Here is a 25,270-nt window from a genome sequence, read left to right on the forward strand (position 1 = left end):
CAGAAACTTCGACCGCTATTTCCTCTCCTATGGCGGATTCGGACGAAGCCACTACACTGGCGCGGTCCCTCAAGGAAGGCTCCAAGAATGCGAAGATTCCTGCTGCTCGCGGCGCTCTGCAGCACGGCCGGGCTGGCCCAGGCCCAGGTCGCCGGCAATGGCCTGCTCGACGTCTACCGCGAAGCGCTGGACAACAATGCCGACCTCGCCGCCGAACGCGCCGGGCTTGGCGCCCAGCGCGAGGCGGTGCCCCAGGCGCGCGCCGGCCTGCTGCCGCAGATCGGGCTCGGTGCCCAGTTCAACGACACCCATACCAGCCTGCAGCTCAAGGACAATCCGGCGCTGGGCGTCCAGGGTGGCCGCTACAGCAGCGATCGCAGCAGCCAGCTGATCCAGGCGACCCTCAGCCAGCCACTGTTCCGCGCCGATCGCTGGTTCCAGCTCAAGGCGGCCAAGGCCGCCACCGAGCAGGCCGAGCTGCAGTTTTCCGCCGCCCAGCAGCAGCTCATCCTGCAGACCGCCGAGGGCTATTTCAGCGCCCTGCGCGCCCAGGACGCCCTGGCCACTGCTCGCGCCGAGGAAAAGGCGCTGTACCGTCAGCTGGACCAGTCCCGCGAGCGCTACAAGGTCGGCCTGACCGACGACACCGACGTGCTCCAGGCCCAGGCCAGCTTCGACAATGCCCAGGCCAACCGCTCCCAGAGCGAGCAGCAGGTGGCCGACGCCTTCCAGGCCCTGACCCGGCTGACCGATCGCGATTATGGCAGCATCGCCGGTATCCGCCACGACCTGCCGATCCTGCCGCCACAACCCAACGATGCCCGCCAGTGGGTGGACACCGCCATGCGCCAGAATCTGCAATTGCTGGCTGCCGGCCAGGGCGTCAATGCGGCCCAGGAAACCCTGCGCCAGCGTCGCGCCGGGCACCTGCCGACGGTGGATGCGGTGGCGCGCTACAGCCACAGCGACAACGATGCGGTGAATCTGCCCAACGCCGAGCAGCTGTCCCTGTTCGGCAGCCCGGTCAACAGCCGCAGCATCGGTATCCAGGTCGAGGTGCCGCTGTACAGCGGCGGCACCACCAGCTCCCAGGCGCGTCAGGCCTACCAGCAGCTGGACCGCAGTGAGCAGCAGCAGGAAAGCCTGCGCCGCCAGGTGGTGCAGAACACCCGCAATGCCCATCGGGCGATCAACACCGACATCGAGCAGGTGCGCGCCCGACGGCTGTCCATCGCCTCCAGCCAGCGCGCCCTGAGAGCCACCGAGATCGCCTACCAGGTGGGCAGCCGCACCATCGTCGACGTGCTCGACGCCCAGCGGCTGCTGTACAACGCCGTGCGCCAGTACAACGACGCCCGCTACAACTACATCCTGGACACTCTGAGACTCAAGCAGGCGGCCGGCACCCTGGCGCCCAACGACCTGCTGGCCCTGTCCGGCTATCTCGATCCCCACTACGACCCGGATCGCGACTTCCTGCCGCCGGACCTGGCCAAGACCCGCGCCGACGTCCTGCCGGCACGTTCCGCTCAGGGCTTGAGCAGTCCGTCGAGCCCGGAGAGCAGGCGCTCCAGCGCGCCCTGATTGGCGGCCAATACCGCCAGGCCCGCCTGACGACGCCGAGCGGCTTCCGCCGGTTCGGCCCAGAGCCGGGCCACGGCGGCAGCGATGGCCGAGGCTTCCGCTACTGTTTCCAAAGCGCCGGCGTCGCGCAACTGGGCGACGATGTCGAGGAAGTTGAATACGTGCGGTCCGCTGAGCACCGGCACGCCGAGAGCGGCCGGCTCGAGCGGGTTGTGCCCGCCGCGCTCGATCAGGCTGCCACCGACGAAGGCGACGTCGGCCAGGGCGTAGAGAAACAGCAGCTCGCCCATGGTGTCGCCCAGCAGGACCTGGGTCTGCGGTTGCACCGCCTCCCCCGTCGAGCGCTGGATCACGCTGAAATCTTCGCGGCGCACCTCGCCCAGCACCTCGGGAAAGCGTTCGGGATGACGCGGCACCAGGATCAGCAGGGCATCGGGACGGGTGGCCAGCAGTTGGCGCTGGGCCTGGAGCAGGATCTCGTCTTCACCGGCATGGGTGCTGGCGGCGATCCACACCGGGCGACGGCCCCAGCCCTGGCGCAGCGCGGCCGCGCGCGCCGGCAGCTCGGGGTCGATGCGCAGGTCGAACTTGATGGAGCCGGTCACCGTGACCCGCTCGGCACGGGCACCGAGGGCGCGGAAGCGCTCGGCTTCCACCGGCGTCTGCACCGCGAGCCAGGCCAGCTCCGCCAGCATCGGCGCCGTCACCCCGGCCAGTTTTCCGTAGCCCCGGGCGGAGCGCTCGGACAGCCGGCCATTGGCCAGGGCGATGGGAATGTCGCGGCACGCCGCCTGGTGGATGAGGTTGGGCCAGAGTTCGGTTTCCATCACCACCCCCAGGCTGGGCCGCAGCCGGTCGAGGAAACGTCCGGCCAGCCCCGGCAGGTCGTAGGGCAGATAGCAGTGGTGGACATCGCTGCCGAACAGGGCGCGAATGCGCTCCGAGCCGGTGGGCGTCATGCAGGTCACGGTGATCGGCAGCTGCGGATGGCGCTGGCGCAGCGCACGGATCACCGGCGCGGCGGCAATGCTCTCCCCCACCGACACCGCATGCACCCAGATGCCGCCGGGCGGCATCCCTGGCAAGCCCAGCGCCAGGCGCTCGCCGATGCGTTGCCGATAGGCGGGAGCCTTGCGCCCGCGCCAGAGCAGGCGCAGCAGGATGAAGGGCAAGGCCAGGGTGAAGATCAGGCTATAGAGGGTACGGTTCATGGCGGCAGAGCTTAATGAAGCTATGCCGCCAGTGCGAGCCCGTTCCAAGGCTTTGTCTGAAAAGTGCCTGCACTCGGTCAGGCGGCGTTAAAAATCCGTTCGGGATGCTCATTTACCACTCGTAAACTCCGCTCCCTCACGGACTTTTGCCTTGCCTGACCTTCGCTCGCCGACTTTTCAGACAAGCCTTAGTGCGAATGCCGCGGCACCCCGCCTTCGCGGGCGATCACCTTGAGGTGCAGGGTGGCCGGTTCCAGGCAGCCGCCGGTGGAAAGCTGGCCCACCAGTTGCCGATAGAGCTCCTGCCAGGGGGTCTGGGCCGGCGGCAGGTTGGGCGTCCATTCAGCACGACGGCGCTCCAGTTCGGCATCATCCAGCAGCACATCGACGCTGCGGGCATTGAGGTCCACACGCAAACGGTCGTTGGTCTTGAGCAGTGCCAGGCCACCGCCCACCGCCGCTTCCGGCGACATGTTGAGGATCGATGGACTGGCCGAGGTACCGCTCTGGCGACCGTCGCCCAGGCACGGCAGGGAGTCGATGCCCTTCTTGATCAGCGCCGCCGGCGGGGCCATGTTGACCACCTCGGCGCTGCCCGGATAACCCACCGGCCCGGCGCCGCGGATCACCAGGATGCAGCGCTCGTCGATGTCCAGGGCCGGGTCGTCGATGCGCGCGTGATAGTCCTCCGGACCCTCGAAGACGATGGCTCGCGCCTCGAAGCTGTTTTCCTTGCCCGGTTCCGCCAGATAGGTCTGGCGAAAGGCCTCGCCCACCACCGACATCTTCATGATGGCACTGTCGAAGAAATTGCCGCTGAGCACGATGAAGCCGGCGCGGTGCTTGAGCGGCGCTTCGTAGGGCTGGATCACGGCGGGATCTGTGCTGGCCGCACCTTCGGCGATGGCACCGATGGTGCGCCCGGATACCGTCATACAGTCGCCGTGCAGGCGTCCCGCCTTGAGCAGTTCGTGGAGCACCGCCGGCACCCCGCCGGCGCGGTGGAAGCCCTCGCCCAGGTACTTGCCGGCCGGCATGCAGTTGGCCAGCAGCGGGATGTCCTCGCCCAGGCGCTGCCAGTCGTCCAGCGACAGTTCCACGCCCATGTGGCGGGCGATGGCGATCAGGTGCGGCGGGCAGTTGCTGGAAGCACCCAGGGCCGAAGCCACCACGATGGCGTTCTCGAAGGCCTCGCGGGTCATGATCTGCGAGGGGCGGACGTCGTCCAGCACCAGCTGGCAGATGCGCTTGCCGGTGGCATAGGCCATCTGGCCGCGCTCGCGATAGGGCGCGGGGATGCTGGCACAGCCGGGCAGCGACATGCCCAGGGTCTCGGCCAGGGCATTCATCGACAGGGCCGTGCCCATGGTGTTGCAGTGGCCCACCGAGGGCGAGGCGGCGGTGGTCAGGGCCATGAAGCCCTCGTAGTCGATCTCGCCGGTCGCCAGCAGGTTGCGCGCGTGCCAGAGCACCGTGCCGGAGCCGATCAGCTCGCCCTTGAAATGCCCGTCCAGCATGGGCCCACCGGACAGCACGATGGCCGGCAGGTCGGTGGTGGCCGCGGCCATCAGGCAGGCCGGGGTGGTCTTGTCGCAGCCGGTGGTGAGCACCACGCCGTCAAGCGGGAAGCCGTGCAGGATCTCCACCAGGCCGAGGTAGGCCAGGTTGCGATCCAGGGCCGCGGTGGGGCGGCGACTCTGCTCGGCGATGGGATGCACCGGGAACTCCATGGGGATGCCGCCCGCGTCGCGGATACCGGCCTTGACCCGCTGGGCCAGTTCCAGGTGATGACGATTGCAGGGGGTGAGATCGCTACCGGTCTGGGCGATGCCGATGATGGGGCGACCGGACTGGAGTTCGTCGCGGGTCAGGCCGTAGTTCATGTAGCGCTCGACATAGAGCGCGGTCATGTCGGCGTGGGCAGGATCATCGAACCATTGCTGGCTGCGCAGCGGGCGTTTGGCGGAAGTCATGATGGTCTCTGGTTGTTATTAGGAAAGAGCGCTTAGCGGCCCAGCAGGCCGCGGGCGGCCAGGTTGTGCATCAGGGCACCGAGGCCGAAGCGCCAGGCTGGGGCCTGGTCGCTGGTGGTCACCCTATTGTGCAGGGTTCCCAGCAGCGGGCTGGCAATGCTCACCACGTCACCCACCTTGTGGGTGAAGCCGCCGCCCGGGGCGTCACGGTCCTGGGTCGGGGCGAACAGGGTGCCGAGAAACAGCAGGAAGCCGTCGGGATACTGGTGGTTGGCATTGAGGGTCTGGGCGGCGAGGTCCGCGGGATCACGACTGATTTGCGCCATGGAGCTGCTGCCATTGAGGTGAAAGCCGTCTTCGCCCTGGACTTCCAGGGTCACCACGCACTGGCGGACCTGGTCGAGATCGAAGGTCTCGTCGAACAGGCGGATGAAGGGCCCCAGGGCGCAGGAGGCGTTGTTGTCCTTGGCCTTGCTCAGCAGCAGGGCGCTGCGGCCCTCGATGTCGCGCAGGTTGACGTCATTGCCCAGGGTGGCGCCATGCAGGCGGCCGCGGCTGTCCGCCACCAGCACCACCTCGGGCTCGGGATTGTTCCACTGGGACACGGGGTGGATGCCGATGGCGCTGCCGCTGCCGACCGCGGCCAGCACCGGCGCCTTGGTGAAGATCTCGGCGTCCGGGCCAATGCCCACCTCCAGGTACTGCGACCACATGCCCTTCTTGATCAGCAGCGCCTTGAGCGCCTGGGCGCGCGGACTGCCCGGCTCCAGGCCCTGCAGGTCCGCGCCGATCACCGCCTGCACCTGCTCGCGGATGGCCACGGCGCGCCCGGCATCGCCGCCGGCCTGCTCTTCGATTACCCGTTCCAGCATGCTGGCGGCAAAGGTCACCCCGGCGGCCTTGATCACCTGCAGGTCGGCCGGCGGCAGCAGGTGCAGGCGGCCCGGATCGGCCTGCTCGCCGCTGTTGGCCAGCAGTTCCTCCACGCTGCCGAGGTAGCGCCCGGGGGTATCGCGCAGGGTCTGCAGGGGCGCCTCTTCCTCGAACAGGGCGCTCAGCGTAGCGAAGCGTGCCGAGACATCGAAGACGCCGTCCTCGCGCAGCACCACGGGCGAGGGACCGGCCAGCGGACCGGGCACCCAGGCACGACCGACCAGGGTGCCGGCCAGGCCATCGGTGGGAAGGGTGTTGCCAGGCGAGAGACGAAGGGACATGGGCAGGACTCCAGGGCTGATGGGTCCACGCTAGGCAGCCGGACTGATAAACTCAAATGGGCTTATTTCATCATTCGATAACCCGCACTTATCGCCTGGGAGGCATACGTGTCCGAGCCTTCGTTCAGCCAGATCAGCCACTGGCTCAAGTTCCGCCACCTGCTGCTGATCGACACCCTGGGGCGCACCCGCAACATGCACCTGGCGGCGCAGCAGATGAACCTCAGCCAGCCGGCCATCAGCAAGATGCTCAAGGAGCTCGAGCACCTGCTCGGCTTCGCCCTGTTCGAGCGCCAGCCGCGCAGCATGCCGCCCACGGCGCTGGGCGAGCACGTGCTGCGCTATGCCCGGGTGGCGCTGAACGATGCCCGCGACTTCGCCGAGCAGATCGACAGCCTGAGACGCGGCGGCCACGGCCAGCTCAAGGTCGGTGGCATCTTCGCCGCCACGGCGGTGGCGCTGCCGCAGGCCATCGTCGCGATCAAGCAGCGCTGGCCGCTGCTGGCCATCGAGGTGGTGGAGCAGACCAGCGATCACCTGATGGAGATGCTCGACGACAAGCTGCTGCACCTGGCGGTGGCGCGCTTCACCGACGAAGCCCAGGCCCAGCGCTTCGACTTCCAGCCCCTGGCGCCGGAGCCCTTCCGCTTCGTGGTCAACGCCGATCACCCCCTGGTGGGCAGCGGGCCCGTGGGCCTCGACCAGGTGCTGGCCTGGCCCTGGATCCTCTATCCCAAGGGCACGCCCATCCGCGGGCGCATGGAGCGGGCCTTCGCCGCCGCCGGCCTGCCGGTGCCGAGCAACACCATCGACACCATCTCCATGCAGACCTTTCTCCAGGTGCTGCGCGCCGGCCCCATGATCGGCATGCTGCCGGAGGCCATGGTCGAGCCCTATCTCGCCAGCGGCGCGCTCAGTGCCCTGGAGCTGCCACTGCACCTGCCGGCGCAGGACTACGGCATCCTCACCCGCAAGGGCGAACCCCTCGGCGAAGCGGCCCGGGAATTCGCCGCCATCCTGCTGAGCCATGCCGGTCGCGAGGAGTCCGCAGCCTAGACAGCTCGATAACGCGCCGTTATCGAATGATCTGCAAATGCCATTGGGAAAGAATCGCTCCCGCTTCTAGAGTGGCCTGGCGATTCAGACGGCCACCCCGCATCCCCGGCCGCCTTCGACCTCTTCAATAACAACAACGGGCCCCAAGGCCCCGAAGGTCATTCCCATGTTCGAGACCACCGCTGCCCAGGGCGCCGCTGGCGACGCCTTCGAAGAACGCACCTATCGCAAGGTGGTGCTACGCATCCTGCCGATCCTGCTGCTGTGCTACATCGCCGCCTACCTGGACCGGGTCAACGTCGGCTTCGCCAAGCTGGACATGCTCGACGACCTGGGCTTCAGCAACACCGTCTATGCCCTTGGCGCCAGCATGTTCTTCTGGGGCTACTTTCTTTTCGAGGTCCCCAGCAACCTGCTGCTGCATCGCTACGGCGCGCGCTTCTGGATCGCCCGCATCATGCTGACCTGGGCGATCATCTCCATGGCGGTGGCCTTCACCCAGCCGCTGGCGCAATTCTTCGGCCTGCAGTCGAGCACCCTCTTCTATGTGCTGCGCTTCCTGCTGGGCGTCTGCGAGGCGGGCTTCTTTCCCGGCGTGGTGCTCTATCTCAACTACTGGTTCCCGACCCAGCGCCAGAGTCGGGTGATGTCCGGTTTCCTGGTTGCCCTGCCCTTCAGCCTGAGCTTTGGCGGCGTGCTTTCCGGCTGGCTGATGAGCAGCCTGCACGACTGGCACGGCCTGGCCGGCTGGCAGTGGATGCTGCTGGTGGAAGGGGTGCCCTCGATCATCATGGCGGTGGTAGTGTTCTGCTGCCTGAGCGACAACATCGACAAGGCGCCCTGGCTGGACGCCCGGGAAAAGGCCCTGCTCAAGCGCAACCTGGACCAGCACAACGCCGGCAAGGCTTCACGGCTGAGCGAGGTCTTTCTCAATCCGCGGGTCTGGCTGCTGGTGTTCATCCTGCTGACCTTCAACACCGGCTTCTATGGCCTGGCCTTCTGGATGCCCTCGATCATCAAGAACGCCGGGGTCAGCGGCAGCCTGCAGATCGGTCTGCTCACCGCCATCCCCTACAGCGTCGCCCTGGTGGTCATGCTGCTCAACGCCCGCCACTCGGCACGCACCGGCGAGCAGCGGATGCATGCGGCGGTCCCGGCCTTCGTCGGCGCCCTGGGCCTGGTACTGAGCGCCTGGTTCATCCACAACATCGTGCTGTCGATCTTCTTCCTCACCGTGGCCGCCTCGGGCCTGCTGGCGCTGATGCCGATCTTCTGGTCGCTGCCCGGCACCCTGCTCTCCGGCGTCGCCGCGGCGGCGGGCATCGGCATGATCAACGCCATCGGCAACCTCTCCGGCTTCACCGGCTCCATGATCACCGCGACCATGGAAACCCTCACCGGCGACATCAACAACGGCACCTATGTGCTCGGCGCCTGCCTGTTCGTCAGCGGCCTGCTGATCCTGGCGATCCCGGCGTCGATGCTGCACCGGGCGCCGACCGCCGTGCCGCTCGACCTCAAGACCGCCTAGCCGGCCTCGGGCACGGCCGAGCGCCCGGCTCCCGCGGCGCTCGGTCGCCCGATCCCCAGCGCCATCACCGCCGCGACGATGCCGGTCAACCCAGCCAATACCAGGGCCTCCTGGTAGGAACCGAAGTGCTCGCGCAAGGCCCCGGCGAGAAAGGCCGCGCAGGCGGCGCCGAGCATGTGGCCGCAGAACACCCAGCCGAATACCACCGGCGCGCTTTGTTCGCCAAAGCTCTGGTTGGTCAGCTTGACCGTGGGCGGCACGGTGGCGATCCAGTCCAGGCCGTAGAAGATGCCGAACAGCAGCAGTTGCTCGGGAGCGAAGCCGGAGAACGGCAGGTAGATCAGCGAGAGCCCGCGCAGGCTGTAGTAGACGAACAGCAGCCGGCGCGGATCGTATCTGTCGGTCAGCCAGCCGGAGGCGGTGGTGCCCACCAGGTCGAAGATGCCCATCAGCGCGAGGATGCCGGCGGCCTGCACCTGGGACAGGCCGTGGTCGTGGCCCATGGCGATGAAGTGGGTGCCGATCAGGCCATTGGTGGTGAAGCCGCAGACGAAGAAGGTCAGGAACAGCAGCCAGAAATCGCGCCGGCGGCTGGCCATGACCAGGGTGCCAAGGGTCACGCGAAACAGGTTGCCCGGCGCGGTGGCGGCCGGCGCCTGGTAGTCCGTCGGGGCACCATGGGGCCGCAGGCCGACGTCCGCCGGCCGCTCGGGCAGCAGCCAGGCCGCCAGCGGGATCAGCGCCGCGCTGGCCACGGCCACGGTCAGCACCACGGTCTGCCAGCCCTCGTGACTGGCGAGATGGGCCAGCAGCGGCAGGAACACCAGGTTGCCGGTGGCGGTGCTGGCGGCGAGCAGACCCATCATCAAGCCCCGGCGGGCGACGAACCAGCGATTGACGATGGCGGCGCCCAGCACCATGGCCACGCAACCGGTACCCAGGCCGCTGAGCACGCCCCAGGTGGCCACCAGGTGCCAGGGCTCGCGCATCAGGGTGCTCAGGGCGGTGGCCAGGCTGATCAGGGTCAGGCCGCCGAGCAGGGTGCGACGGATGCCTAGGGTCTGCATCAGGGCGGCGGCGAAGGGCCCGACCAGCCCATAGAGAAAGATGCCGATGGCGGCGGAAAGCGAGACCGTCTCGCGACTCCAGCCAAAGGTCTCCTGCAACGGCAGCAGCAGTACGCCAGGGGTGGACCTCACCCCGGCGGAAACCAGCAGGGCGAGAAAGATCAGCGCCAGGACGATGAAGACGTAGCGTTGGCCGAGGGCGGGGGTTGTGGTCATGGCGATCATCCTGGATCGAGGAGGAATGACCCGAGTATCGCAGCGCTCGCGCCTTGGCGCTGGTCAAGCTGCCCCATGGATTCGGCCAGAATACGGCTGTCATGGGAAGAAGCCGTGGGCGAGCGCTGAGGCTCCGTCATGTTGGGCTTCGCTTTCGCTCAACCCAACCTACGGCGCTCTACGTAGGTTGGGTTGAGCGAAAGCGAAGCCCAACACATCGATTTCAACCAATCGCCCGCAACTCCTCCGCCAGCCGCTGGGCCAGCCAGCGCGCCGCCGGCCCCGGCGCGGCATTGCGGCGCCAGGCCAGCTCCACCACCAGCGCCGGCGGCACCCAGTCGCAATCCAGCTCGGCCAGCAGGCCCTGGTAGGAGGGATAGCGCGCCACGTGCCGCGGTAGCCAGCCCCAGCCCAGGCCGCGCATCAGCAGTTCGGCGAGCAGATAGAAGCTGTCGGCGCGCCAGACCTGGGGCGCGATCTGCTCGCCACCGGGATAAGGATTCTCCAGCGGCGCGATGAGCAGCTGACGGTGGCGGGCCAGTTCGCGCCGCCCTACCCCGCGCTGGCTGGCCAGGGGATGCTGGGCGCCGCAGGCGGTGACCTGGGCGACATCACCCAGGGCCTGGCGCTCCAGGGCCTGGGGCATGTGCTCATGGCGAAACAGCAGGCCGAGGTCGGCCTGGTCGGTCAGCAGCTTGCGCGCTACATCGCCCTGGGCACCGCTGGTGAGCTGGACTTCCAGGTGCGGGAAGGCCGAGGCCAGGGCGTCCAGCGCATCGAGCACCGGCTGGTAGGGCATGGCTTCGTCCAGCGCCAGGCGCAACAGCGGTTCCTGACCGGCACAGAGCGCCTGGGCGCGGCTGTCCAGGCGCTGGCACTGACGCAGCACCTCACGCGCCTCCTCCAGCAGCGCCAGCCCGGCCGCAGTGATGACTGGCGTGCGGCCGTTGCTGCGCGCGAACAGCACGACGCCCAGATCGGTCTCCAGCAGGGCGATGGCGGCGCTCACCGCCGATTGCGCCCGCCCCAGACGGCGCGCCATGGCCGAGAAACTCGCACCCTCGGCGATGCCGACGAAGATCTCCAGTTGCTCCAGATTCCACTGCACTACCCATCTCCCTAACAGATAGGTATCAACTTTCACCTATCGCCCCAAAAGGCACAATGGTGGCCTTCGACGGGAGGAATCATCATGAGCGGATACATCTACCTGGCCATTGCCATCGCTGCCGAGGTCGTCGCCACCACCTCCATGAAGGCCATCAGTGGCTTCAGCAAGCCACTGCCACTGTTTCTGGTCATTACTGGCTACGGCCTGGCCTTCTGGATGCTGACCCTGGTGGTGCGCAGCATTCCCGTGGGCGTCGCCTACGCCAGCTGGGCCGGGCTGGGCATCGTGCTGGTCAGCATCGCCGCGGCGGTGCTCTACGATCAGAAGCTGGACCTGCCGGCCATGCTGGGCATGGGCCTGATCGTCGCCGGGGTGGTGGTGATCCAGCTGTTTTCCGGCAGCACCGGGCATTGAGACCAGCGGCAGCGAGGAGCGTGTAAAATCACTCCTTTGCCGATTATCCGAGCAGGCCGTTCATGTCCCAACCCTGGTCCACCGATATCCTCATCGTCGGCGGCGGCGTCGCCGGCCTCTGGCTCAACGCCCGTCTCAGACGCGCCGGCTACGCCACCGTGCTGGTGGAGACCGGCGCCCTGGGCGGCGGCCAGAGCGGCAAGTCCCAAGGTATCATCCATGGCGGCACCAAATATGCCCTGACCGGGATACTCACCGGGGCTTCCGAGGCCATCGCCGACATGCCGCAGCGCTGGCGCGAAAGCCTGGCCGGCAGCGGCGAGCTGGATCTTTCCGGTGTACGCCTGCTCTCCGAGGCCCACTACCTCTGGTCGCCGGGCAGCCTGGCCGGCAACCTCACCAGCTTCTTCGCCAGCAAGGCGGTGCGCGGCCGGGTGGATGCGGTCAAGGGCGACGAACTGCCACCGGCCCTGCGTGACCGCGCCTTCAAGGGCAAGGTCTACCGCCTGGCCGAGCTGGTGCTGGACGTACCCAGCCTGGTCGCACGCCTGGCCGAACTGGCCGGCGACAGCCTGCTGGCCGGGCATGACCTCCAGCCCCTGCGCGAGGACGGCGAGCTGACTGGTCTGGTGGTGGACGGCCAGGCCATCCGCGCCCGCCGCCTCGTGCTCACCGCCGGCGCCGGCATGGCCGATCTGCTCCAGGCGCTCCACCTCGAACAGCCGGCCATGCAGCGCCGCCCGCTGCACATGGTGGTGGTCAAGGGTCCCATGCTCAAACCCCTCTATGCGCACTGTCTGGGTGGCGGCCCCAAGCCGCGGGTGACCATCACCAGCCACCCCACCGCCGACGGCCAGTGGCTGTGGTACCTGGGCGGCGACCTGGCCGAGGCCGAGGGCGTGGCCCGTGAGCCAGACGCGCAGATCGCCACGGCGCGGGAAGAACTGCAGCGCCTGCTGCCCTGGATCGATTTCGCGGGCGCCCAGTGGGCGACCCTCAGGGTGGACCGTGCCGAGCCGGCGCAATCCGGGCTGGTGCGGCCGGACAACGCCTTCCTCGCCGAGGAAGGCCGCCTGCTGGTGGGCTGGCCGACCAAGCTGGCGCTGTCACCGGACCTGGCCGACCGGGTCCTGGCCAATCTCGACCGCGACGGCATCGCGCCAGGACAGCACCCCGCCCTGCCCGCCCATCCGCAACCGCCGGTGGCCGCGCCCTTCTGGGAGGAGCTGCTGCCATGAGCCTGCGCACCCTGCATGGTCTGCAGCGTCCGCTGGGCAGCACCGGTCTCGAGATTTCCCCACTGGGCCTGGGCACGGTCAAGTTCGGCCGCGACCAGGGCGTGAAGTACCCCAACGGTTTCACCATCCCCGACGACCGCAGCGCCGCCGATCTGCTCAGCCTGGCCCGCGAGCTGGGCATCAACCTGCTGGACACCGCGCCGGCCTACGGCCGCAGCGAAGAACGCCTGGGTCCACTGCTGCGTGGCCAGCGCCAGCACTGGGTGATCGCCAGCAAGGTCGGCGAGGAATTCACCGATGGCCTGTCCAGCTTCGACTTCAGCGCGGCCCATACCCGCCGCTCGGTGGAACGCAGCCTGCGCCGGCTGGAGACCGACTGGCTGGACCTGGTGCTGGTGCATTCCGATGGCAACGACCTGGCCATCCTCCAGGACAGCGGCTGCTACGAGACCCTGGCCGAGCTCAAGCGCGAAGGCCTGATCCGCGCCTTCGGCTTTTCCGGCAAGACCGTCGCGGGCGGTCTCAAGGCGCTGGAGACCGGCGATTGCGCCATGGTCACCTTCAACCTCAACGAAGACGCCGAGATCCCGGTGATCCGAGCCGCCGCCGCCCAGGGCAAGGGCATCCTGATCAAGAAGGCCCTGGCCAGCGGCCACGCGGTGCTCGGTACCGGCCAGGATCCGGTGCGCGCGAGCTTCGCCCGGGTATTCGGCGAGCCCGGGGTGAGCGGTGCGATAGTCGGCACTATCGATCCCCTGCACCTGTCACATAATGTCCGTACCCTGGCCGAAGTGATCTCCGCTCGGCCCTGATCCAGAGCGTTTCGCTGAACCCTTGCCTTCGTCCGCTGGACGTCCTGCCCGGTCGCCCGGGACGGCGCGTCCGCGGCACACTACAACAGGAGTCGGCCATGCCCCAGCTCATCGCCCGCCACAATCCCAAGGCGTTCAAGACCCTGCCCCTTTCGGTCGAGGCCAATCATGACGGCCTCACCTACCAGGCGCTCGGCCAACCGCTGAATTTCAGCGAGATGCTGGAGCGGCGCAAGCCGATCGAGATCGAGGATGCCCAGCACTTCAGTGCGAAGCTCGCCAACCTGGGTGTCTCGGTGCGTCTGACGCTGAACTGGCAGGGCCAGGACCACTGGCTGCTGGTGCGCCAGCGCCGGCCCGACCGGGGCGACGTGGTGCTCAAGCTGATCTCCGGTTACATCCCGACCCACGAACTGGCCCTGCCGCTGCTCACCGCCGTGCAGGAGGTGGCCGAGGAGTGCCTGATCGAAACGCCGCGCGGCTGGCTGGCCGGACGCTTCGCCGACACCTGGTTGCCGACACCCTATGCCCCGGCCCTGCCCTACCGCGAGGACGTGGCCTTTCGCCTGACCCCACGCTCGGGCGCGGCGCGGCCGGTGCGCTGCGGCAGCCTGGCGCTGCTGGAGCGCCCCCGCGCCTATGTGCACACCCCCACCGCCTCGCTGCAACTGGTCTATGACCTGCTGCTGGAACTGCCCAAGGAATGCAAGGCGCCGAGTCTGTTCCACGTCGACGAGAAGATCGAGAACGGCCAGTTGCTGGCGCGCCTGGCGCGCCAGCGCCCGGACCTCTATCTGGTCGCCCTGGACGACGGCAAGCCCACCGGCGAGCTCTACACTCTGTCCGCCGGCCAGCGCCTGCCGGTGTCGACCCGCGGCCTCTGGCTGTCGGAAAGCTTCGCCCGCCAGGACGGCTGGCTGGTCCACGACAGCCGGGTGCGCTGGCGCGACTGGCTGGAGCGCATGGCGCCCCAGAGCGCCCTGCAGCGGGCCTAGGTGAGCGGGGGCTAGCCGTTTCGCCTCTACCTGGAAATGCCAGGCAAGACCGGCCATTCCCGTCGCAGCCACGGGAGTGGCCTGTTCGAATCCGGCTTATAGCTCGCCTGTCAGGAATTGGGCCCTGCCCTGACCAAAGCTCCAATCCTCATCGCCATTCACCACGATCGAAACCATCACGTCGTTTGCCTCGATGCCACACCGTGCGTGCAGTTCATGACAGACCTTTGCGTAAAAGCGGGTCTTGGCCGCCTGGTCTCGAGGCCGACTCGTAATACTGATCAAGGTCTGTCTGTGGGTTCTCGGAATGTCCAATCCGGTGTCCTGCATGATGAATCGGCCAGGCTTGTGTTCGGTCAGAACCTGGTAGCGATCCCGCACAGGGACGTCGAAGGCCTCCACCACGGCGTGGTGAACCCCATCGAGCAGGTTTTGCAGATAGTCGTCGTTATGACCTTCCAGGACATCGATACGAAGAAGCGGCATGTAACACCTCGGCAATGGAATCGGCAGGCTCTAGGCCAAGGCTTTCGAGGCACATTTCGTCGATTTGTTCATTGCGATAGGCAATCGCGCATCACCGCCGGGCGGGTGCTCTGGACCTTCGTCGCGGAGTTACCGAAAGCTGCCATTTTCCCTGCAGAAACTAATCACCCCCGGCGCGGCGTTCACCGGTGACGCCGCCGGCCGCGGCCTGGACCCGGCCGGCTAGCCGGGAAAAGGGCAAGGTCTGGATCCACACGGTGCCGTGGCCGCTCAGGGTCGCCAGCACCAGGCCTTCGCCGCCGAACAGCATGCTGCGCAGGCCACCCGCCAGCTTGATGTTGTAGTCGATACCGCTGGTGAAACCCACCAGGCAACCGGTGTCCAGGCGCAGGGTCTCGCCCCTGAGGTCCTTGCGGATCACCGTGCCGCCAGCATGCACGAAGGCCATGCCATCCCCCTCCAGCCGCTGCAGGATGAAGCCCTCGCCACCGAAGAAGCCGGCGCCCAGACGCCGAGTGAAGGCCACGCCGATGCGGGTGCCCCTGGCGGCGCAGAGAAAGGAATCGCGTTGGCAGAACAGGGTGCCGCCCAGGGCGGCGAGGTCCAGCGGAATCACCTGTCCCGGATAGGGCGCGGCGAAGGCGACGTGGCGCTTCTCGCGCCCTTCGTTGGTGAAATGGGTCATGAACAGCGACTCGCCGCCGAGCATGCGCTTGCCGGCGCCCCAGAGCTTGCCGAGCAAGCCAGCGGAGCCGTCGCCCATGCGCGCGGTGAAGTCGATGTCGGCCTCCATGTAGGTCATGGCACCGGCCTCGGCGATCACCGTCTCGCCGGGATCGAGACCGATCTCCACCGCCTGCAGGGATTCGCCGAGAATGCGGTGGTCGAGGATATGGCTGGGCATGAGGGTTTCCTGTACCGCTGTTGGAGGTTCCCAGCCTAGCAGCGATGGCAGGGGTTGGCGTGCTAGGCCCGGTACCAGCGGTGGCTTGGGTAACGTGACAAATAGGGTAGAAGGTTCACTTGGGATGCTGGCCTGGTCTTCACCCTGGGGTTGAACCTCCAGGAGATCGCGGCCATGGGCCGCTCCTACGGGCAGGACCAAGCTGGCCGCGGCTGGAACCGAACTTCGTGCGCCAGCTTCCCTCACCCCAGCCCTCTCCCAGAGGGAGAGGGGGCATTCGTGCAGGCTGGGCTGAGCGCAGCGAAGCCCAACATGGCCAGGTTCAACCAGAGACCGCTGGGCGTCGACGATGGAGCCGCCTCAACCAGCCTACGCGGCCGGTCAGATGTCCCGCAGCTCGCCGGCGAAGCGCTCCAGGCGCCGCCGCAGGCGCCGGTTCTCGCGGCGCAGCTCTTCCACCTCGTCCAGCAGGTGCAGGGCCAGGGCCGTCGCGGACCAGTCCAGGTCCAGTTCGTGGCGCAGGCGCACGGCGCGACGGGCGCGGTGCAGCGCGCCGGTATCGAAGTGCCACTCGGACGGGCGCTTGCCCCGCTGTGGCGCCAGGATGCCGTGCTCGACGATCTCCACCACCACCGGCTCGCTTACCTCGCAGAGCACGCAGAATTCCTGCAGGACGATCAGACTGCTCATCAGACTCTCCTCCAGTCGCGGCGGGGATCGAAGGCCGCCCGCTCGGCCAGTTGGCGCCACAGCGCCTGGGTTTCTTCGTCGCCTCGAGGCGGCATCACCACTTTGAGCAGGGCATGCAGATCGCCCTGCCCGGCCTTGCCGGCCAGGCCCTTGCCGCGCACCCGCAACCGCGCACCATTCTGGCTGCCGGGCGGGATACTGAGCATGATCTGCCCATCCAGCGTCGGCACCTGCACCCTGGCGCCCAACGCGGCTTCCCAGGGGGCGAGCGGTACACTGACCACCAGATCCTGGCCGTCCACGTCGAACAGCGGATGAGGAACCAGGCGGATGACCAGATAGAGGTCTCCCGCCTCGGCACCGCCGAGCCCCGGCTCGCCCTGACCTTTGAGGCGGATGCGTTCGCCGTCGACGCTGCCGGCGGGAATCTTGACATTGAGCGTCTTGGTGGTCTCACCCACGCGGCGGCCCAGTTCATCCCGTTGCGGCAGGCTGAAACTCAGCGGCTTGGTGCTGCCGGCCTGGCTCTCTTCGAGAAACAGCGGCAGCTCCAGTTCGATGTCACGGCCCCGGCGGGCGAAGCCGCCGTGCGGGGAACGCCCGGCGGCGCCAAACAGGGACTCGAAGAAGTCGGAATAGTCCTCGCCGAAACCGGCCTGGGGATCGCTGTAGTCGGCACCGGAGCCCGGCTGCCAGTCCGGCGGCACCTGGAAGCGCTCGCCCTGCTGCTGGTAGAGGCGTATCTGGTCGTATTCCGCCCGCTTGTGCGGATCGCGCAGGACATCATAGGCCTCGGCCACCTCCTTGAAGCGGGCCTCGGCCTCGGCCTCCTTGCTCACATCGGGGTGGTACTTGCGCGCCAGCTTGCGATAGGCGGTCTTGAGGGTCTTGTCGTCGACGTCGGGAGCGACGCCGAGCACCTCGTAGTAGTCCTTGAAGTCCATCGTGGTCTCCAGTGGGAGGCTGCCTAGTGTGGTGCTTCACAGGTTCGCGCAAGAGTTGGCGAGTGATTTTTCCTCTTGGGCTAGGCGCCGCGACGAGTCATAGCAGGGCTATGGCGAGGAGTGGCAACGACGTCCAGGAGCAAAAAGCGCCGCCAAAATTGTGCAGTCAACTTCTGAAGCACCGCACTAAAGACCGCGACGCACGCCCGGGGGTTGCACGCAGCCGGTCAGTCACCGCGCTTGCGAAAGGCCAGGCTGCCGGCCAGCACCGTGAAGGTCGCCACCAGCGCCACCAGGATCCAGAAACCGTGGGGCGAGTCGGAGAGCGGGATGCCGCCGACGTTCATGCCGAAGAAGCCGGCGATGATGTTGATCGGCAGGGCCAGCACCGTGACCAGGGTCAGGGTGAACAGGGTGCGATTGGTCTGCTCGGCTGAGGCGGCGGCGATCTCTTCCTGCAGCAGCTTGAGCCGCTCCACCAGGGCGGCGAGGTCGTCCAGCACCCGGTCGAATTCCTCGGTCGCCTCGCGCAGGGTCTGGATGTCGTCGCGCCGCAGCCAGGCCGGCGGACGGTTGAGCAGTCGCAGCAAGGAGCCCGGCTCCAGGGCCAGCAGCCGTTGTAGCCGCACCAGGGCGCGTCTCAGGCCGCCCAGTTCGGCACGACTGGCGGAGAGCCGCTGGGACAGCAGGCGATCCTCGATGGCATCCACCTTGACCGTGGTGTCGCGGATGATGCCGGTGAGCACATCGGCCTGATCGCGCAGAAGGTGCACCAGCAGCTCCAGGGTGGAGCCGAAGCCCTCGCCGCGACGCACCGCATGGCGCAGGCGATCCACCGAGCGCAGTGGCTGGGCGCGGGCGGTCACCAGCAGTCCCGGGCGGGCGCAGGCCCAGAGGGTGGCGACGTCCACCGAGACCTGGCCGTAGGCGAGGGTCACGTCGTTCACCACCCCGAGCAGGGTGTCGTCGGCCGGTTCCAGCCGGGTCGAATGGGAACCGGCGTGCAGGGATTCGAAGAACTCCTCGGGCAACCCCAGGTGCTCGCGCATCCAGCGCTCGGCGGCGGCGTGGGCCAGGTTGAAGTGCAGCCAGCGAAAACCGCCCTCTTCCGCCTCCCAGGGATCTTCCGGCGCCATGGTCAGGGCCCGGCCCGGCTGGCCCGAGGTGAAATGGTAGGCGTAGAGCAGCCCCAGCCGTTCAGCGGCCGGATGCAAGGGGATCAACGTATTGGTCATGGCTACCTGCAAAGGGACGCGACATCAGGGCTCTTTAAGAGCCTGTTCAAAGTCTGCTGCGCGTCGGCCAAACAGCGTTGAAAACGCCCTCGGAATGCTCATTTACACTTCGTAAATTCCGCTTCCTCAGCCCTTTTCGCCTTGCTTGGCTCTAGCTCGCTAGACTCTGAACAGGCTCTTAGCAGGTCCGGATGAACCTTTGATGACAGAGCCCCGGTCGGCGGCAGCCGGAGCGACGCCCCGAACGGGGCGCCACCCTTATTGCGGACGCATGTGCGGGAAGAGGATGACGTCGCGGATCGACGGCGAATTGGTCAGCAGCATGACCAGGCGGTCGATGCCGATGCCTTCGCCGGCGGTGGGCGGCATGCCGTATTCCAGGGCGTTGATGAAGTCGGCGTCGTAGTGCATGGCCTCGTCGTCACCGGCGTCCTTTTCCTGGACCTGCAGCATGAAGCGCTCGGCCTGGTCTTCGGCGTCGTTGAGCTCCGAGTAGGCATTGGCGATCTCGCGGCCGCCGATGAACAGCTCGAAGCGGTCGGTGACGCTGGGGTTGTCGTCGTTGCGACGCGCCAGCGGCGAGACCTCGAAGGGATACTCGGTGATGAAGTGCGGCTGCTCCAGCTTGCTCTCCACCAGTTCCTCGAAAATCATCACCTGCAGCTTGCCCAGGCCTTCGTGGCCGAGCACCTTGGCGCCGGCCTTCTTGGCGATGGCGCGGGCCTTCTCGACGTCCTGCAGGTCTGCCGCGGTAATGTCCGGGTTGTACTTGAGGATGGAGTCGTACACCGACAGGCGCACGAAGGGCTCGCCGAAGTGGAAGACCTTGTCGCCATAGGGCACGTCGGTGCTGCCGAGCACGGCCATGGCCAGTTCGCGGAACAGTTCCTCGGTGAGGTCCATGTTGTCGTGGTAGTCGGCGTAGGCCTGGTAGAACTCGAGCATGGTGAACTCGGGGTTGTGCCGGGTGGAGACGCCTTCGTTGCGGAAGTTGCGATTGATCTCGAAGACCTTCTCGAAGCCACCGACCACCAGGCGCTTGAGGTACAGCTCCGGCGCGATGCGCAGGAACATGGCCAGGTCCAGGGCGTTGTGGTGGGTCTCGAAGGGCTTGGCCGCCGCGCCGCCGGGAATGGTCTGCAGCATGGGGGTTTCGACTTCGAGGAAACCCCGCTCCATGAGGAAGCGGCGGATGTGGGCAATGACCTGGGAGCGTACGCGGAAGGTCTGGCGGACCTCCTCGTTGACGATCAGATCGACATAGCGCTGGCGATAGCGCAGCTCGGTGTCGGTCAGGCCGTGGTGCTTGTCGGGCAGCGGGCGCAGCGACTTGGTCAGCAGGCGCACATCGCTCATGTTGACGTAGAGATCGCCCTTGCCGGAGCGGGCCAGGGTGCCTTCGGTGGCGATGATGTCGCCCAGGTCCCAGCTCTTGACCGCTTCCAGGGTTGCCGCCGGCAGGGTCTTGCGGTCGACGTAGACCTGGATGCGCCCGCTGGTGTCCTGCAGCACCATGAAGGCGCCGCGATTGAGCATGATGCGCCCGGCCACCTTGACCTTGATGCCTGCGGCTTCCAGCTCTTCCTTGGTCTTGTCGGCGTACTGCTGCTGCAGGTCACCGGCCAGGCTGTCGCGGCGGAAATCGTTGGGGAAGGGAATGGCCTGCTGGTCGCGCAGCGCGGAAAGCTTTTCCTTGCGCTGGGCGATCAGCTTGTTGTCTTCCTGTTCCTGGGCTTGGGGATCTAGGGGTTGTTCGCTCATGTCTGCTGTTTACCTGGGGTGCTGACCGTAGGAGCGGTGCATGGCCGCGATAGAGCTCTATCGCGGCCATGCACCGCTCCCACAGGAAATGATGGATTAAACGCCCTGCTTGAGGCTGGCTTCGAGGTATTCGTCCAGATCGCCGTCGAGCACCTTGTCGCAGTCGCTGCGTTCCACGCCGGTGCGCAGATCCTTGATCCGCGAGGCGTCGAGGACATAGGAGCGGATCTGGTGGCCCCAGCCGATATCGGACTTGGAATCCTCCAGGGCCTGGGACGCGGCGTTGCGCTTCTGCATCTCCAGCTCGTACAACTTGGCCCGCAGCATCTTCATGGCGGTGTCCCGGTTGGCATGCTGGGAGCGTTCGTTCTGGCAGGCCACCACGGTGTTGGTGGGCACGTGGGTGATCCGCACCGCGGAGTCGGTAGTGTTCACGTGCTGACCACCGGCGCCCGAGGAGCGGTAGGTGTCGACGCGCAGATCCGAAGGATTGATCTCGATGTCGATGTTGTCATCGATCTCGGGCGAGACGAACACTGCGGTGAACGAGGTGTGGCGACGGTTGCCCGAGTCGAAGGGACTCTTGCGCACCAGGCGGTGCACGCCGATCTCGGTGCGCAGCCAGCCGAAGGCGTATTCGCCCTTGATGTGCACGGTGGCGCCCTTGATGCCGGCGACCTCGCCTTCCGACAGCTCGACGATCTCGGCGCTGAAGCCATGCTGGTCGGCCCAGCGCAGGTACATGCGCAGCAGCATGTTGGCCCAGTCCTGGGCCTCGGTGCCGCCAGAGCCGGCCTGGATGTCCAGGTAGCAGTTGTTGGGGTCCATCTCGCCGCTGAACATGCGGCGGAATTCCAGCTTCTCGAGGATGCCGCGCAGGCGCTCCACCTCGGCCGCCACGTCATCGACGGCGCCCTGGTCTTCCTCTTCGGCAGCCATTTCCAGCAGGTCGGTGGCATCGGCCAGGCCGCCGTTCAGCTCGTCCAGGGTACCGACCACCTGGGCCAGCAGGGCGCGCTCGCGGCCAAGATTCTGGGCGTACTCGGGCTTGTTCCAGACAGCGGGATCTTCGAGCTCGCGCTCGACTTCGACCAGACGATCCTTCTTCAGATCGTAGTCAAAGATACCCCCGAATGGTCTCGGTGCGGCTGGAGAGGTCCTTGATGCTGGTGACGATCGGGTTGATTTCCATGGGGGAAACACTCGCGAGAAAAGCTGTGGAAAAGCTCGCGAGTATAACCCAATCGGCGGCGAAACTCAGAGTGCGAAGGGGATTCGCCGCCGGCGGGAGCTCAATCGGCGTCGAGATCGCGGTGGCGGGTTTCCGGCAGGCACAGCAGCCCCACCACCAGGCTGACACCGGTCACCAGCACCGGGTACCAGAGGCCGTAGAAGATGTCGCCGGTATAGACCACCAGGGCAAAGGACACCGTCGGCAGGAAGCCGCCGAACCAGCCGTTGCCGATGTGGTACGGCAGCGACATGGAGGTGTAGCGGATGCGCGTGGGGAACAGCTCCACCATCAGCGCCGCCAGGGGTCCGTAGCAGAGGGTGGCGATCAGGATCAGGGCGAAGATCACCGCCACCACCATGGGCTTGTTGACCTGGGCCGCATCGGCCTTGGCCGGATAGCCGGCGGCCTGTACCGCCGCGCGCAGGGCCGGTTCGTCGAAGCCGACGATGACCTTGTCGCCGACGTTGACCTGCACCGCGTCCCCCGGTGCCGCCGCCACGCTGCGGTAGGGCAGCCCGCTCTTGGCCAGCAGCGTCTTGACCCTATCGCAGGGGCTGTCGAAGCGCGCCTTGCCCACCGGGTCGAACTGGAAGGTGCAGGTGGCCGGGTCGGCGGTCACCACGATGGGCGCCTGCTGACTGGCCTGGTAGATCTGCGGATTGGCGTAGTGGGTCAGGGCCTTGAACAGCGGGAAGTAGAGCACCGTGGCCAGCAGCAGCCCCAGCATCAGGATCGGCTTGCGCCCGACCTTGTCCGACAGCCAGCCGGCGATGACGAAGAAGGGGGCGCCCAGGATCACGCTGATGATCAGCAGGTTGTTGGCCAGCACCGGGTCGAGCTTGAGGGTCTGGGTGAGAAAGAACATCACATAGAACTGCGACAGGTAGAAGGTCACCGCCTGGCCGCCGTTGATGCTGAACAGCGCGATCAGCACGACCTTGAGATTGCTCCAGTTGGTGAAGGAGTCGCGGATCGGTGCCTTGCTCTGCTTGCCCTCGGCCTTCATGCGCAGGAAGGCGGGCGACTCGTGCATGGACATGCGGATCCAGGTGGAGATGGCCAGCAGGAAGATCGACAGCAGGAACGGCAGGCGCCAGCCCCAGACCTCGAACTGGTCGCCGGTCAGGTAGCGGCAGACCAGGATCACCACCAGCGACAGCAACAGCCCCAGGGTCGCGGTGGATTGCAGCCAGCTGGTGTGGGCGCCGCGCTTGCCGGGCGGCGCATGCTCGGCGATGTAGGTGGCGGCACCGCCGTATTCCCCGCCCAGGGCCAGGCCCTGCAGCAGGCGCAGCACCACCAGGATGATGGGCGCGGCCACGCCGATGCTGGCGTAGGTGGGCAGCAGGCCGACGCCAAAGGTGGCGATGCCCATGAGGATGATGGTGGCGAGAAAGGTGTACTTGCGGCCGACCAGGTCGCCCAGGCGTCCGAACAGCAGGGCGCCGAAGGGTCGCACCACGAAGCCGGCGGCGAAGGCCAGCAGGGCGAAGATGAAGGCGGTGGTGTCGTTGACGCCGGCAAAGAACTGCTTGCTGATCACCGCCGCCAGGGCGCCATAGAGAAAGAAGTCATACCACTCGAAGACGGTCCCCAGGGACGAGGCAAAGATCACCTTGCGCTCTTCGCGGCGACTGCTGGCCGCGCTGGGTTGTACCCGGGGTTGGGCATAGTCGGACATCGCACGTTCTCCTGACCCGGGATCGCCGGGCTGATTGTTGTTATGGGCGACAGCTACTACGGTGGAAACGGCGGGAGGCCCCGCCGTCGGTGAAACCGGATGGACGCGCCTAGGCAGCGGAGACCGCGCTGGCCCTGGCGATCGCGGCGGGCAACTCGTGGCGGCCCTGTTCGCGGGCCTCGGCCAGCATGAAGGTGGCCGCCTGCTCGGCGATCATCAGGGTCGGCGAGCAGCTGTTGCCCGAGACCAGGGTCGGCATGATGGAGGCGTCGGCCACCCGCAGCCCCGGGATGCCATGTACCCGCAGGCGCGCATCGACCACGGCGTCGGCGTCCTGACCCATGCGGCAGGTGCCGGACGGATGGAAGATGGTGGTGCCTATGGCCCCTGCGGCCTGCTGCAACTCCGCTTCGCTCTGGTAGGCCGGTCCCGGCAGATATTCCTCGGGCCGATAGGCGGCCAGGGCCGGGGCGGCGACGAGGCGCCGGGTCAGACGGATGGCATCGGCGGCCACCCTGAGATCCTCCGGCGCGCTGAGGTAGCGCGGCTGGATCAGCGGCGCGGCCAGCGGGTCGGCGCTGCGGATGCTCACCTGGCCACAGCTGGCCGGTCGCAGGTTGCACACCGAGGCGGTAAAGGCGGGAAAGCCGTGCAGCGGCTCACCGAAGCGCTCCAGCGACAGCGGCTGCACGTGGTATTGCAGATTGGCCGAGGGCTGCGCCGGGTCGGAGCGGGCGAAGGCGCCCAGCTGACTCGGCGCCATGGCCAGGGGGCCACTGCGCTTCCAGAGGTATTCCAGGCCCATGCCCAGCTTGCCCCAGAGACTGCCGGCCAGGGCATTGAGGGTCGGCACGCCGTGCACCCGATAGATCAGCCGCAGTTGCAGGTGATCCTGCAGATTGTCGCCCACCCCTTCCAGCCGGTGCCGGACACCGATACCCAGGCCTTCGAGCAGACCGCGCGGACCGATGCCGGAGCGCTGCAACAGGGTCGGCGAGCCGATGGCGCCGGCGCAGAGCACGATCTCCCGCCGCGCCCCCAGGCGCCGGGGTTCGGCCTGGCCCGGCAACCGCGCCAGCACCGCCCGTGCCCTGCCCTCCTCCAGCAGCACCCGCTCCACCTGCACACCGGTCAGCACCTGCAGGTTGGCGCGCTGACGGATGGGTTTGAGAAAGGCCTTGGCGGCATTCCAGCGCACGCCATTGCGCTGATTGACCTGGAAGTAGCCGCAGCCTTCGTTGTCGCCGGTGTTGAAGTCTTCCACCGGCGCGATACCGGTTTCGCCCGCGGCACTGCGAAAGGCGTCGAGCAGCGTCCAGTGCAGACGCTGCCGCTCGACCCGCCATTCGCCCCCGGCACCATGAAAGGCCGAGGCGCCATCGCAATGATCTTCCATGCGCTTGAACAGCGGCAGCACGTCCTGCCAGCCCCAGCCGGGATTGCCGGCGGCGGCCCAGCCGTCATAGTCGCGGGCCTGGCCGCGCATGTAGATCATGCCGTTGATGGAGGAGCAGCCGCCCAGCACCCGCCCGCGAGGATAGTTGAGCGCGCGGCCACCCAGACCCGCTTCCACCTCGGTCTTGAAGCACCAGTCGGTGCGTGGATTGCCGATGCAGAACAGATAGCCGACGGGGATGTGGATCCAGGGATGGTTGTCACGGCCGCCGGCTTCCAGCAGCAGCACACGATGACTCGGATCGGCGGACAGCCGATTGGCCAGCAGGCAGCCGGCCGGACCGGCGCCGACGATGATGAAGTCATATTCCGCAGCAGGACCGGGCATGACGTTCCCTCGCTTTTTTGTTGTTGTGGTCCCTATCCTAGTGTCGTCATCCGCGAACAACAGTCGCAGAAAACGGGCAACGGTTGTGCATTTCTGAACAGTGACCAGCAAGCGGCCCGGCAGACAGGCC

General features: G+C 67.1%; 21 protein-coding genes. 7 read left to right on the forward strand and 14 right to left on the reverse strand.

Annotated elements, in window-relative coordinates:
* Window positions 1-87: 87 nt before the first annotated feature.
* Entirely contained in the window at window positions 88-1,584 is a 1,497-nt protein-coding gene (locus QE444_RS21235; protein ID WP_309741553.1) for a TolC family outer membrane protein, read from the forward strand.
* Here the strand turns inward: QE444_RS21235 and waaA are convergent.
* The 3 genes from waaA to QE444_RS21250 all read right to left on the reverse strand — a co-directional run bounded on the left by waaA (window position 1,530) and on the right by QE444_RS21250 (window position 5,982).
* The gene (gene waaA / locus QE444_RS21240; protein WP_309741555.1) at window positions 1,530-2,795 is read right to left on the reverse strand and encodes a lipid IV(A) 3-deoxy-D-manno-octulosonic acid transferase; all 1,266 of its coding nucleotides are present in this window, start codon (window positions 2,793-2,795) and stop codon (window positions 1,530-1,532) included. The two genes, QE444_RS21235 and waaA, sit on opposite strands and share 55 nt — an antisense overlap.
* A gap of 188 nt (window positions 2,796-2,983) precedes the next feature.
* Complete coding sequence (locus tag QE444_RS21245) at window positions 2,984-4,768, reverse strand: IlvD/Edd family dehydratase (RefSeq protein WP_273861819.1); 1,785 nt, start codon at window positions 4,766-4,768, stop codon at window positions 2,984-2,986.
* Window positions 4,769-4,800: 32 nt separating this feature from the next.
* Window positions 4,801-5,982, reverse strand: a complete 1,182-nt coding sequence (locus tag QE444_RS21250; RefSeq protein ID WP_309741558.1) for a fumarylacetoacetate hydrolase family protein — start codon at window positions 5,980-5,982, stop codon at window positions 4,801-4,803.
* Between the two features lie 108 nt (window positions 5,983-6,090).
* Here QE444_RS21250 and QE444_RS21255 point away from each other — a divergent pair, with 108 nt between their 5' ends.
* Together QE444_RS21255 and QE444_RS21260 are read left to right on the forward strand one after the other, a co-directional pair.
* Window positions 6,091-7,038, forward strand: a complete 948-nt coding sequence (locus tag QE444_RS21255; protein WP_133862595.1) for a LysR family transcriptional regulator — start codon at window positions 6,091-6,093, stop codon at window positions 7,036-7,038.
* A 166-nt stretch (window positions 7,039-7,204) separates the two neighbouring features.
* Window positions 7,205-8,569 (forward strand): MFS transporter, encoded by a 1,365-nt coding sequence (locus QE444_RS21260; protein ID WP_309741561.1) that lies wholly within the window; start codon window positions 7,205-7,207, stop codon window positions 8,567-8,569.
* Here the strand turns inward: QE444_RS21260 and QE444_RS21265 are convergent.
* Window positions 8,566-9,852: an MFS transporter gene (locus QE444_RS21265; protein ID WP_309741563.1), complete on the reverse strand. Its 1,287-nt coding sequence runs from the start codon at window positions 9,850-9,852 to the stop codon at window positions 8,566-8,568. The genes QE444_RS21260 and QE444_RS21265 overlap by 4 nt on opposite strands.
* Window positions 9,853-10,075: 223 nt before the next feature.
* The gene (locus QE444_RS21270; RefSeq protein WP_309741565.1) at window positions 10,076-10,960 is read right to left on the reverse strand and encodes a LysR family transcriptional regulator; all 885 of its coding nucleotides are present in this window, start codon (window positions 10,958-10,960) and stop codon (window positions 10,076-10,078) included.
* Window positions 10,961-11,044: 84 nt separating this feature from the next.
* Here QE444_RS21270 and QE444_RS21275 point away from each other — a divergent pair, with 84 nt between their 5' ends.
* From QE444_RS21275 to QE444_RS21290, 4 genes are all read left to right on the forward strand, one after another.
* Window positions 11,045-11,377 (forward strand): SMR family transporter, encoded by a 333-nt coding sequence (locus QE444_RS21275; protein WP_309741567.1) that lies wholly within the window; start codon window positions 11,045-11,047, stop codon window positions 11,375-11,377.
* 62 nt (window positions 11,378-11,439) lie between these two features.
* Window positions 11,440-12,615 carry an FAD-dependent oxidoreductase gene (locus QE444_RS21280; protein ID WP_309741569.1) on the forward strand — a complete coding sequence of 392 codons (1,176 nt, stop codon included), beginning with the start codon at window positions 11,440-11,442 and terminating at the stop codon, window positions 12,613-12,615.
* Window positions 12,612-13,427, forward strand: coding sequence for an aldo/keto reductase (locus QE444_RS21285; RefSeq protein ID WP_309741571.1), 816 nt, complete (start codon window positions 12,612-12,614; stop codon window positions 13,425-13,427). The genes QE444_RS21280 and QE444_RS21285 overlap by 4 nt, the downstream gene beginning before the upstream one ends.
* Before the next feature lie 98 nt (window positions 13,428-13,525).
* A complete protein-coding gene (locus QE444_RS21290) occupies window positions 13,526-14,422 on the forward strand; it encodes a metal ABC transporter ATPase (protein ID WP_187980211.1) in 897 nt (298 codons plus the stop codon).
* A gap of 96 nt (window positions 14,423-14,518) precedes the next feature.
* Here QE444_RS21290 and QE444_RS21295 read toward each other — a convergent pair whose 3' ends face one another.
* The 9 genes from QE444_RS21295 to QE444_RS21335 all read right to left on the reverse strand — a co-directional run bounded on the left by QE444_RS21295 (window position 14,519) and on the right by QE444_RS21335 (window position 25,140).
* On the reverse strand, window positions 14,519-14,908 hold the full coding sequence (locus QE444_RS21295; RefSeq protein ID WP_309741574.1) for a tautomerase family protein: 390 nt from the start codon (window positions 14,906-14,908) through the stop codon (window positions 14,519-14,521).
* A 160-nt stretch (window positions 14,909-15,068) separates the two neighbouring features.
* Window positions 15,069-15,812, reverse strand: coding sequence for a TIGR00266 family protein (locus tag QE444_RS21300; RefSeq protein WP_187980213.1), 744 nt, complete (start codon window positions 15,810-15,812; stop codon window positions 15,069-15,071).
* Between the two features lie 381 nt (window positions 15,813-16,193).
* Window positions 16,194-16,502 carry a chaperone modulator CbpM gene (locus QE444_RS21305; protein WP_187980214.1) on the reverse strand — a complete coding sequence of 103 codons (309 nt, stop codon included), beginning with the start codon at window positions 16,500-16,502 and terminating at the stop codon, window positions 16,194-16,196.
* Window positions 16,502-17,446 (reverse strand): curved DNA-binding protein, encoded by a 945-nt coding sequence (cbpA, locus tag QE444_RS21310; protein ID WP_309741577.1) that lies wholly within the window; start codon window positions 17,444-17,446, stop codon window positions 16,502-16,504. The genes QE444_RS21305 and cbpA overlap by 1 nt, the downstream gene beginning before the upstream one ends.
* A 227-nt stretch (window positions 17,447-17,673) precedes the next feature.
* Window positions 17,674-18,681 (reverse strand): transporter, encoded by a 1,008-nt coding sequence (locus tag QE444_RS21315; protein WP_158891300.1) that lies wholly within the window; start codon window positions 18,679-18,681, stop codon window positions 17,674-17,676.
* A 258-nt stretch (window positions 18,682-18,939) separates the two neighbouring features.
* Complete coding sequence (gene lysS / locus QE444_RS21320) at window positions 18,940-20,442, reverse strand: lysine--tRNA ligase (protein WP_133862612.1); 1,503 nt, start codon at window positions 20,440-20,442, stop codon at window positions 18,940-18,942.
* Between the two features lie 96 nt (window positions 20,443-20,538).
* Window positions 20,539-21,634 (reverse strand): peptide chain release factor 2 gene (gene prfB, locus QE444_RS21325; RefSeq protein ID WP_309741580.1). Its coding sequence is split into 2 segments (ribosomal slippage): window positions 20,539-21,561 and window positions 21,563-21,634, totalling 1,095 coding nucleotides; the frame shifts between segments, so codons are not numbered across the junction.
* A 100-nt stretch (window positions 21,635-21,734) separates the two neighbouring features.
* On the reverse strand, window positions 21,735-23,357 hold the full coding sequence (locus tag QE444_RS21330; protein ID WP_187980217.1) for an MFS transporter: 1,623 nt from the start codon (window positions 23,355-23,357) through the stop codon (window positions 21,735-21,737).
* 109 nt (window positions 23,358-23,466) lie between these two features.
* A complete protein-coding gene (locus QE444_RS21335) occupies window positions 23,467-25,140 on the reverse strand; it encodes a GMC family oxidoreductase (protein WP_309741582.1) in 1,674 nt (557 codons plus the stop codon).
* Between the last annotated feature and the right edge of the window lie 130 nt (window positions 25,141-25,270).

The sequence above is a fragment of the Pseudomonas sp. SORGH_AS_0199 genome (assembly GCF_031453735.1).
GTDB lineage: Bacteria > Pseudomonadota > Gammaproteobacteria > Pseudomonadales > Pseudomonadaceae > Chryseomonas > Chryseomonas aestiva.

Excerpts from the sequence above, each read along its gene's own strand:
- QE444_RS21235 (WP_309741553.1), top strand. The coding sequence starts at position 88 with ATGCGAAGATTCCTGCTGCTCGCGGCGCTCTGCAGCACGGCCGGGCTG.
- waaA (WP_309741555.1), bottom strand. The coding sequence starts at position 2,795 with ATGAACCGTACCCTCTATAGCCTGATCTTCACCCTGGCCTTGCCCTTC.
- QE444_RS21245 (WP_273861819.1), bottom strand. The coding sequence starts at position 4,768 with ATGACTTCCGCCAAACGCCCGCTGCGCAGCCAGCAATGGTTCGATGAT.
- QE444_RS21250 (WP_309741558.1), bottom strand. The coding sequence starts at position 5,982 with ATGTCCCTTCGTCTCTCGCCTGGCAACACCCTTCCCACCGATGGCCTG.
- QE444_RS21260 (WP_309741561.1), top strand. The coding sequence starts at position 7,205 with ATGTTCGAGACCACCGCTGCCCAGGGCGCCGCTGGCGACGCCTTCGAA.
- QE444_RS21265 (WP_309741563.1), bottom strand. The coding sequence starts at position 9,852 with ATGACCACAACCCCCGCCCTCGGCCAACGCTACGTCTTCATCGTCCTG.
- QE444_RS21275 (WP_309741567.1), top strand. The coding sequence starts at position 11,045 with ATGAGCGGATACATCTACCTGGCCATTGCCATCGCTGCCGAGGTCGTC.
- QE444_RS21280 (WP_309741569.1), top strand. The coding sequence starts at position 11,440 with ATGTCCCAACCCTGGTCCACCGATATCCTCATCGTCGGCGGCGGCGTC.
- QE444_RS21285 (WP_309741571.1), top strand. The coding sequence starts at position 12,612 with ATGAGCCTGCGCACCCTGCATGGTCTGCAGCGTCCGCTGGGCAGCACC.
- QE444_RS21290 (WP_187980211.1), top strand. The coding sequence starts at position 13,526 with ATGCCCCAGCTCATCGCCCGCCACAATCCCAAGGCGTTCAAGACCCTG.
- QE444_RS21295 (WP_309741574.1), bottom strand. The coding sequence starts at position 14,908 with ATGCCGCTTCTTCGTATCGATGTCCTGGAAGGTCATAACGACGACTAT.
- QE444_RS21300 (WP_187980213.1), bottom strand. The coding sequence starts at position 15,812 with ATGCCCAGCCATATCCTCGACCACCGCATTCTCGGCGAATCCCTGCAG.
- QE444_RS21305 (WP_187980214.1), bottom strand. The coding sequence starts at position 16,502 with ATGAGCAGTCTGATCGTCCTGCAGGAATTCTGCGTGCTCTGCGAGGTA.
- cbpA (WP_309741577.1), bottom strand. The coding sequence starts at position 17,446 with ATGGACTTCAAGGACTACTACGAGGTGCTCGGCGTCGCTCCCGACGTC.
- QE444_RS21315 (WP_158891300.1), bottom strand. The coding sequence starts at position 18,681 with ATGACCAATACGTTGATCCCCTTGCATCCGGCCGCTGAACGGCTGGGG.
- lysS (WP_133862612.1), bottom strand. The coding sequence starts at position 20,442 with ATGAGCGAACAACCCCTAGATCCCCAAGCCCAGGAACAGGAAGACAAC.
- QE444_RS21330 (WP_187980217.1), bottom strand. The coding sequence starts at position 23,357 with ATGTCCGACTATGCCCAACCCCGGGTACAACCCAGCGCGGCCAGCAGT.
- QE444_RS21335 (WP_309741582.1), bottom strand. The coding sequence starts at position 25,140 with ATGCCCGGTCCTGCTGCGGAATATGACTTCATCATCGTCGGCGCCGGT.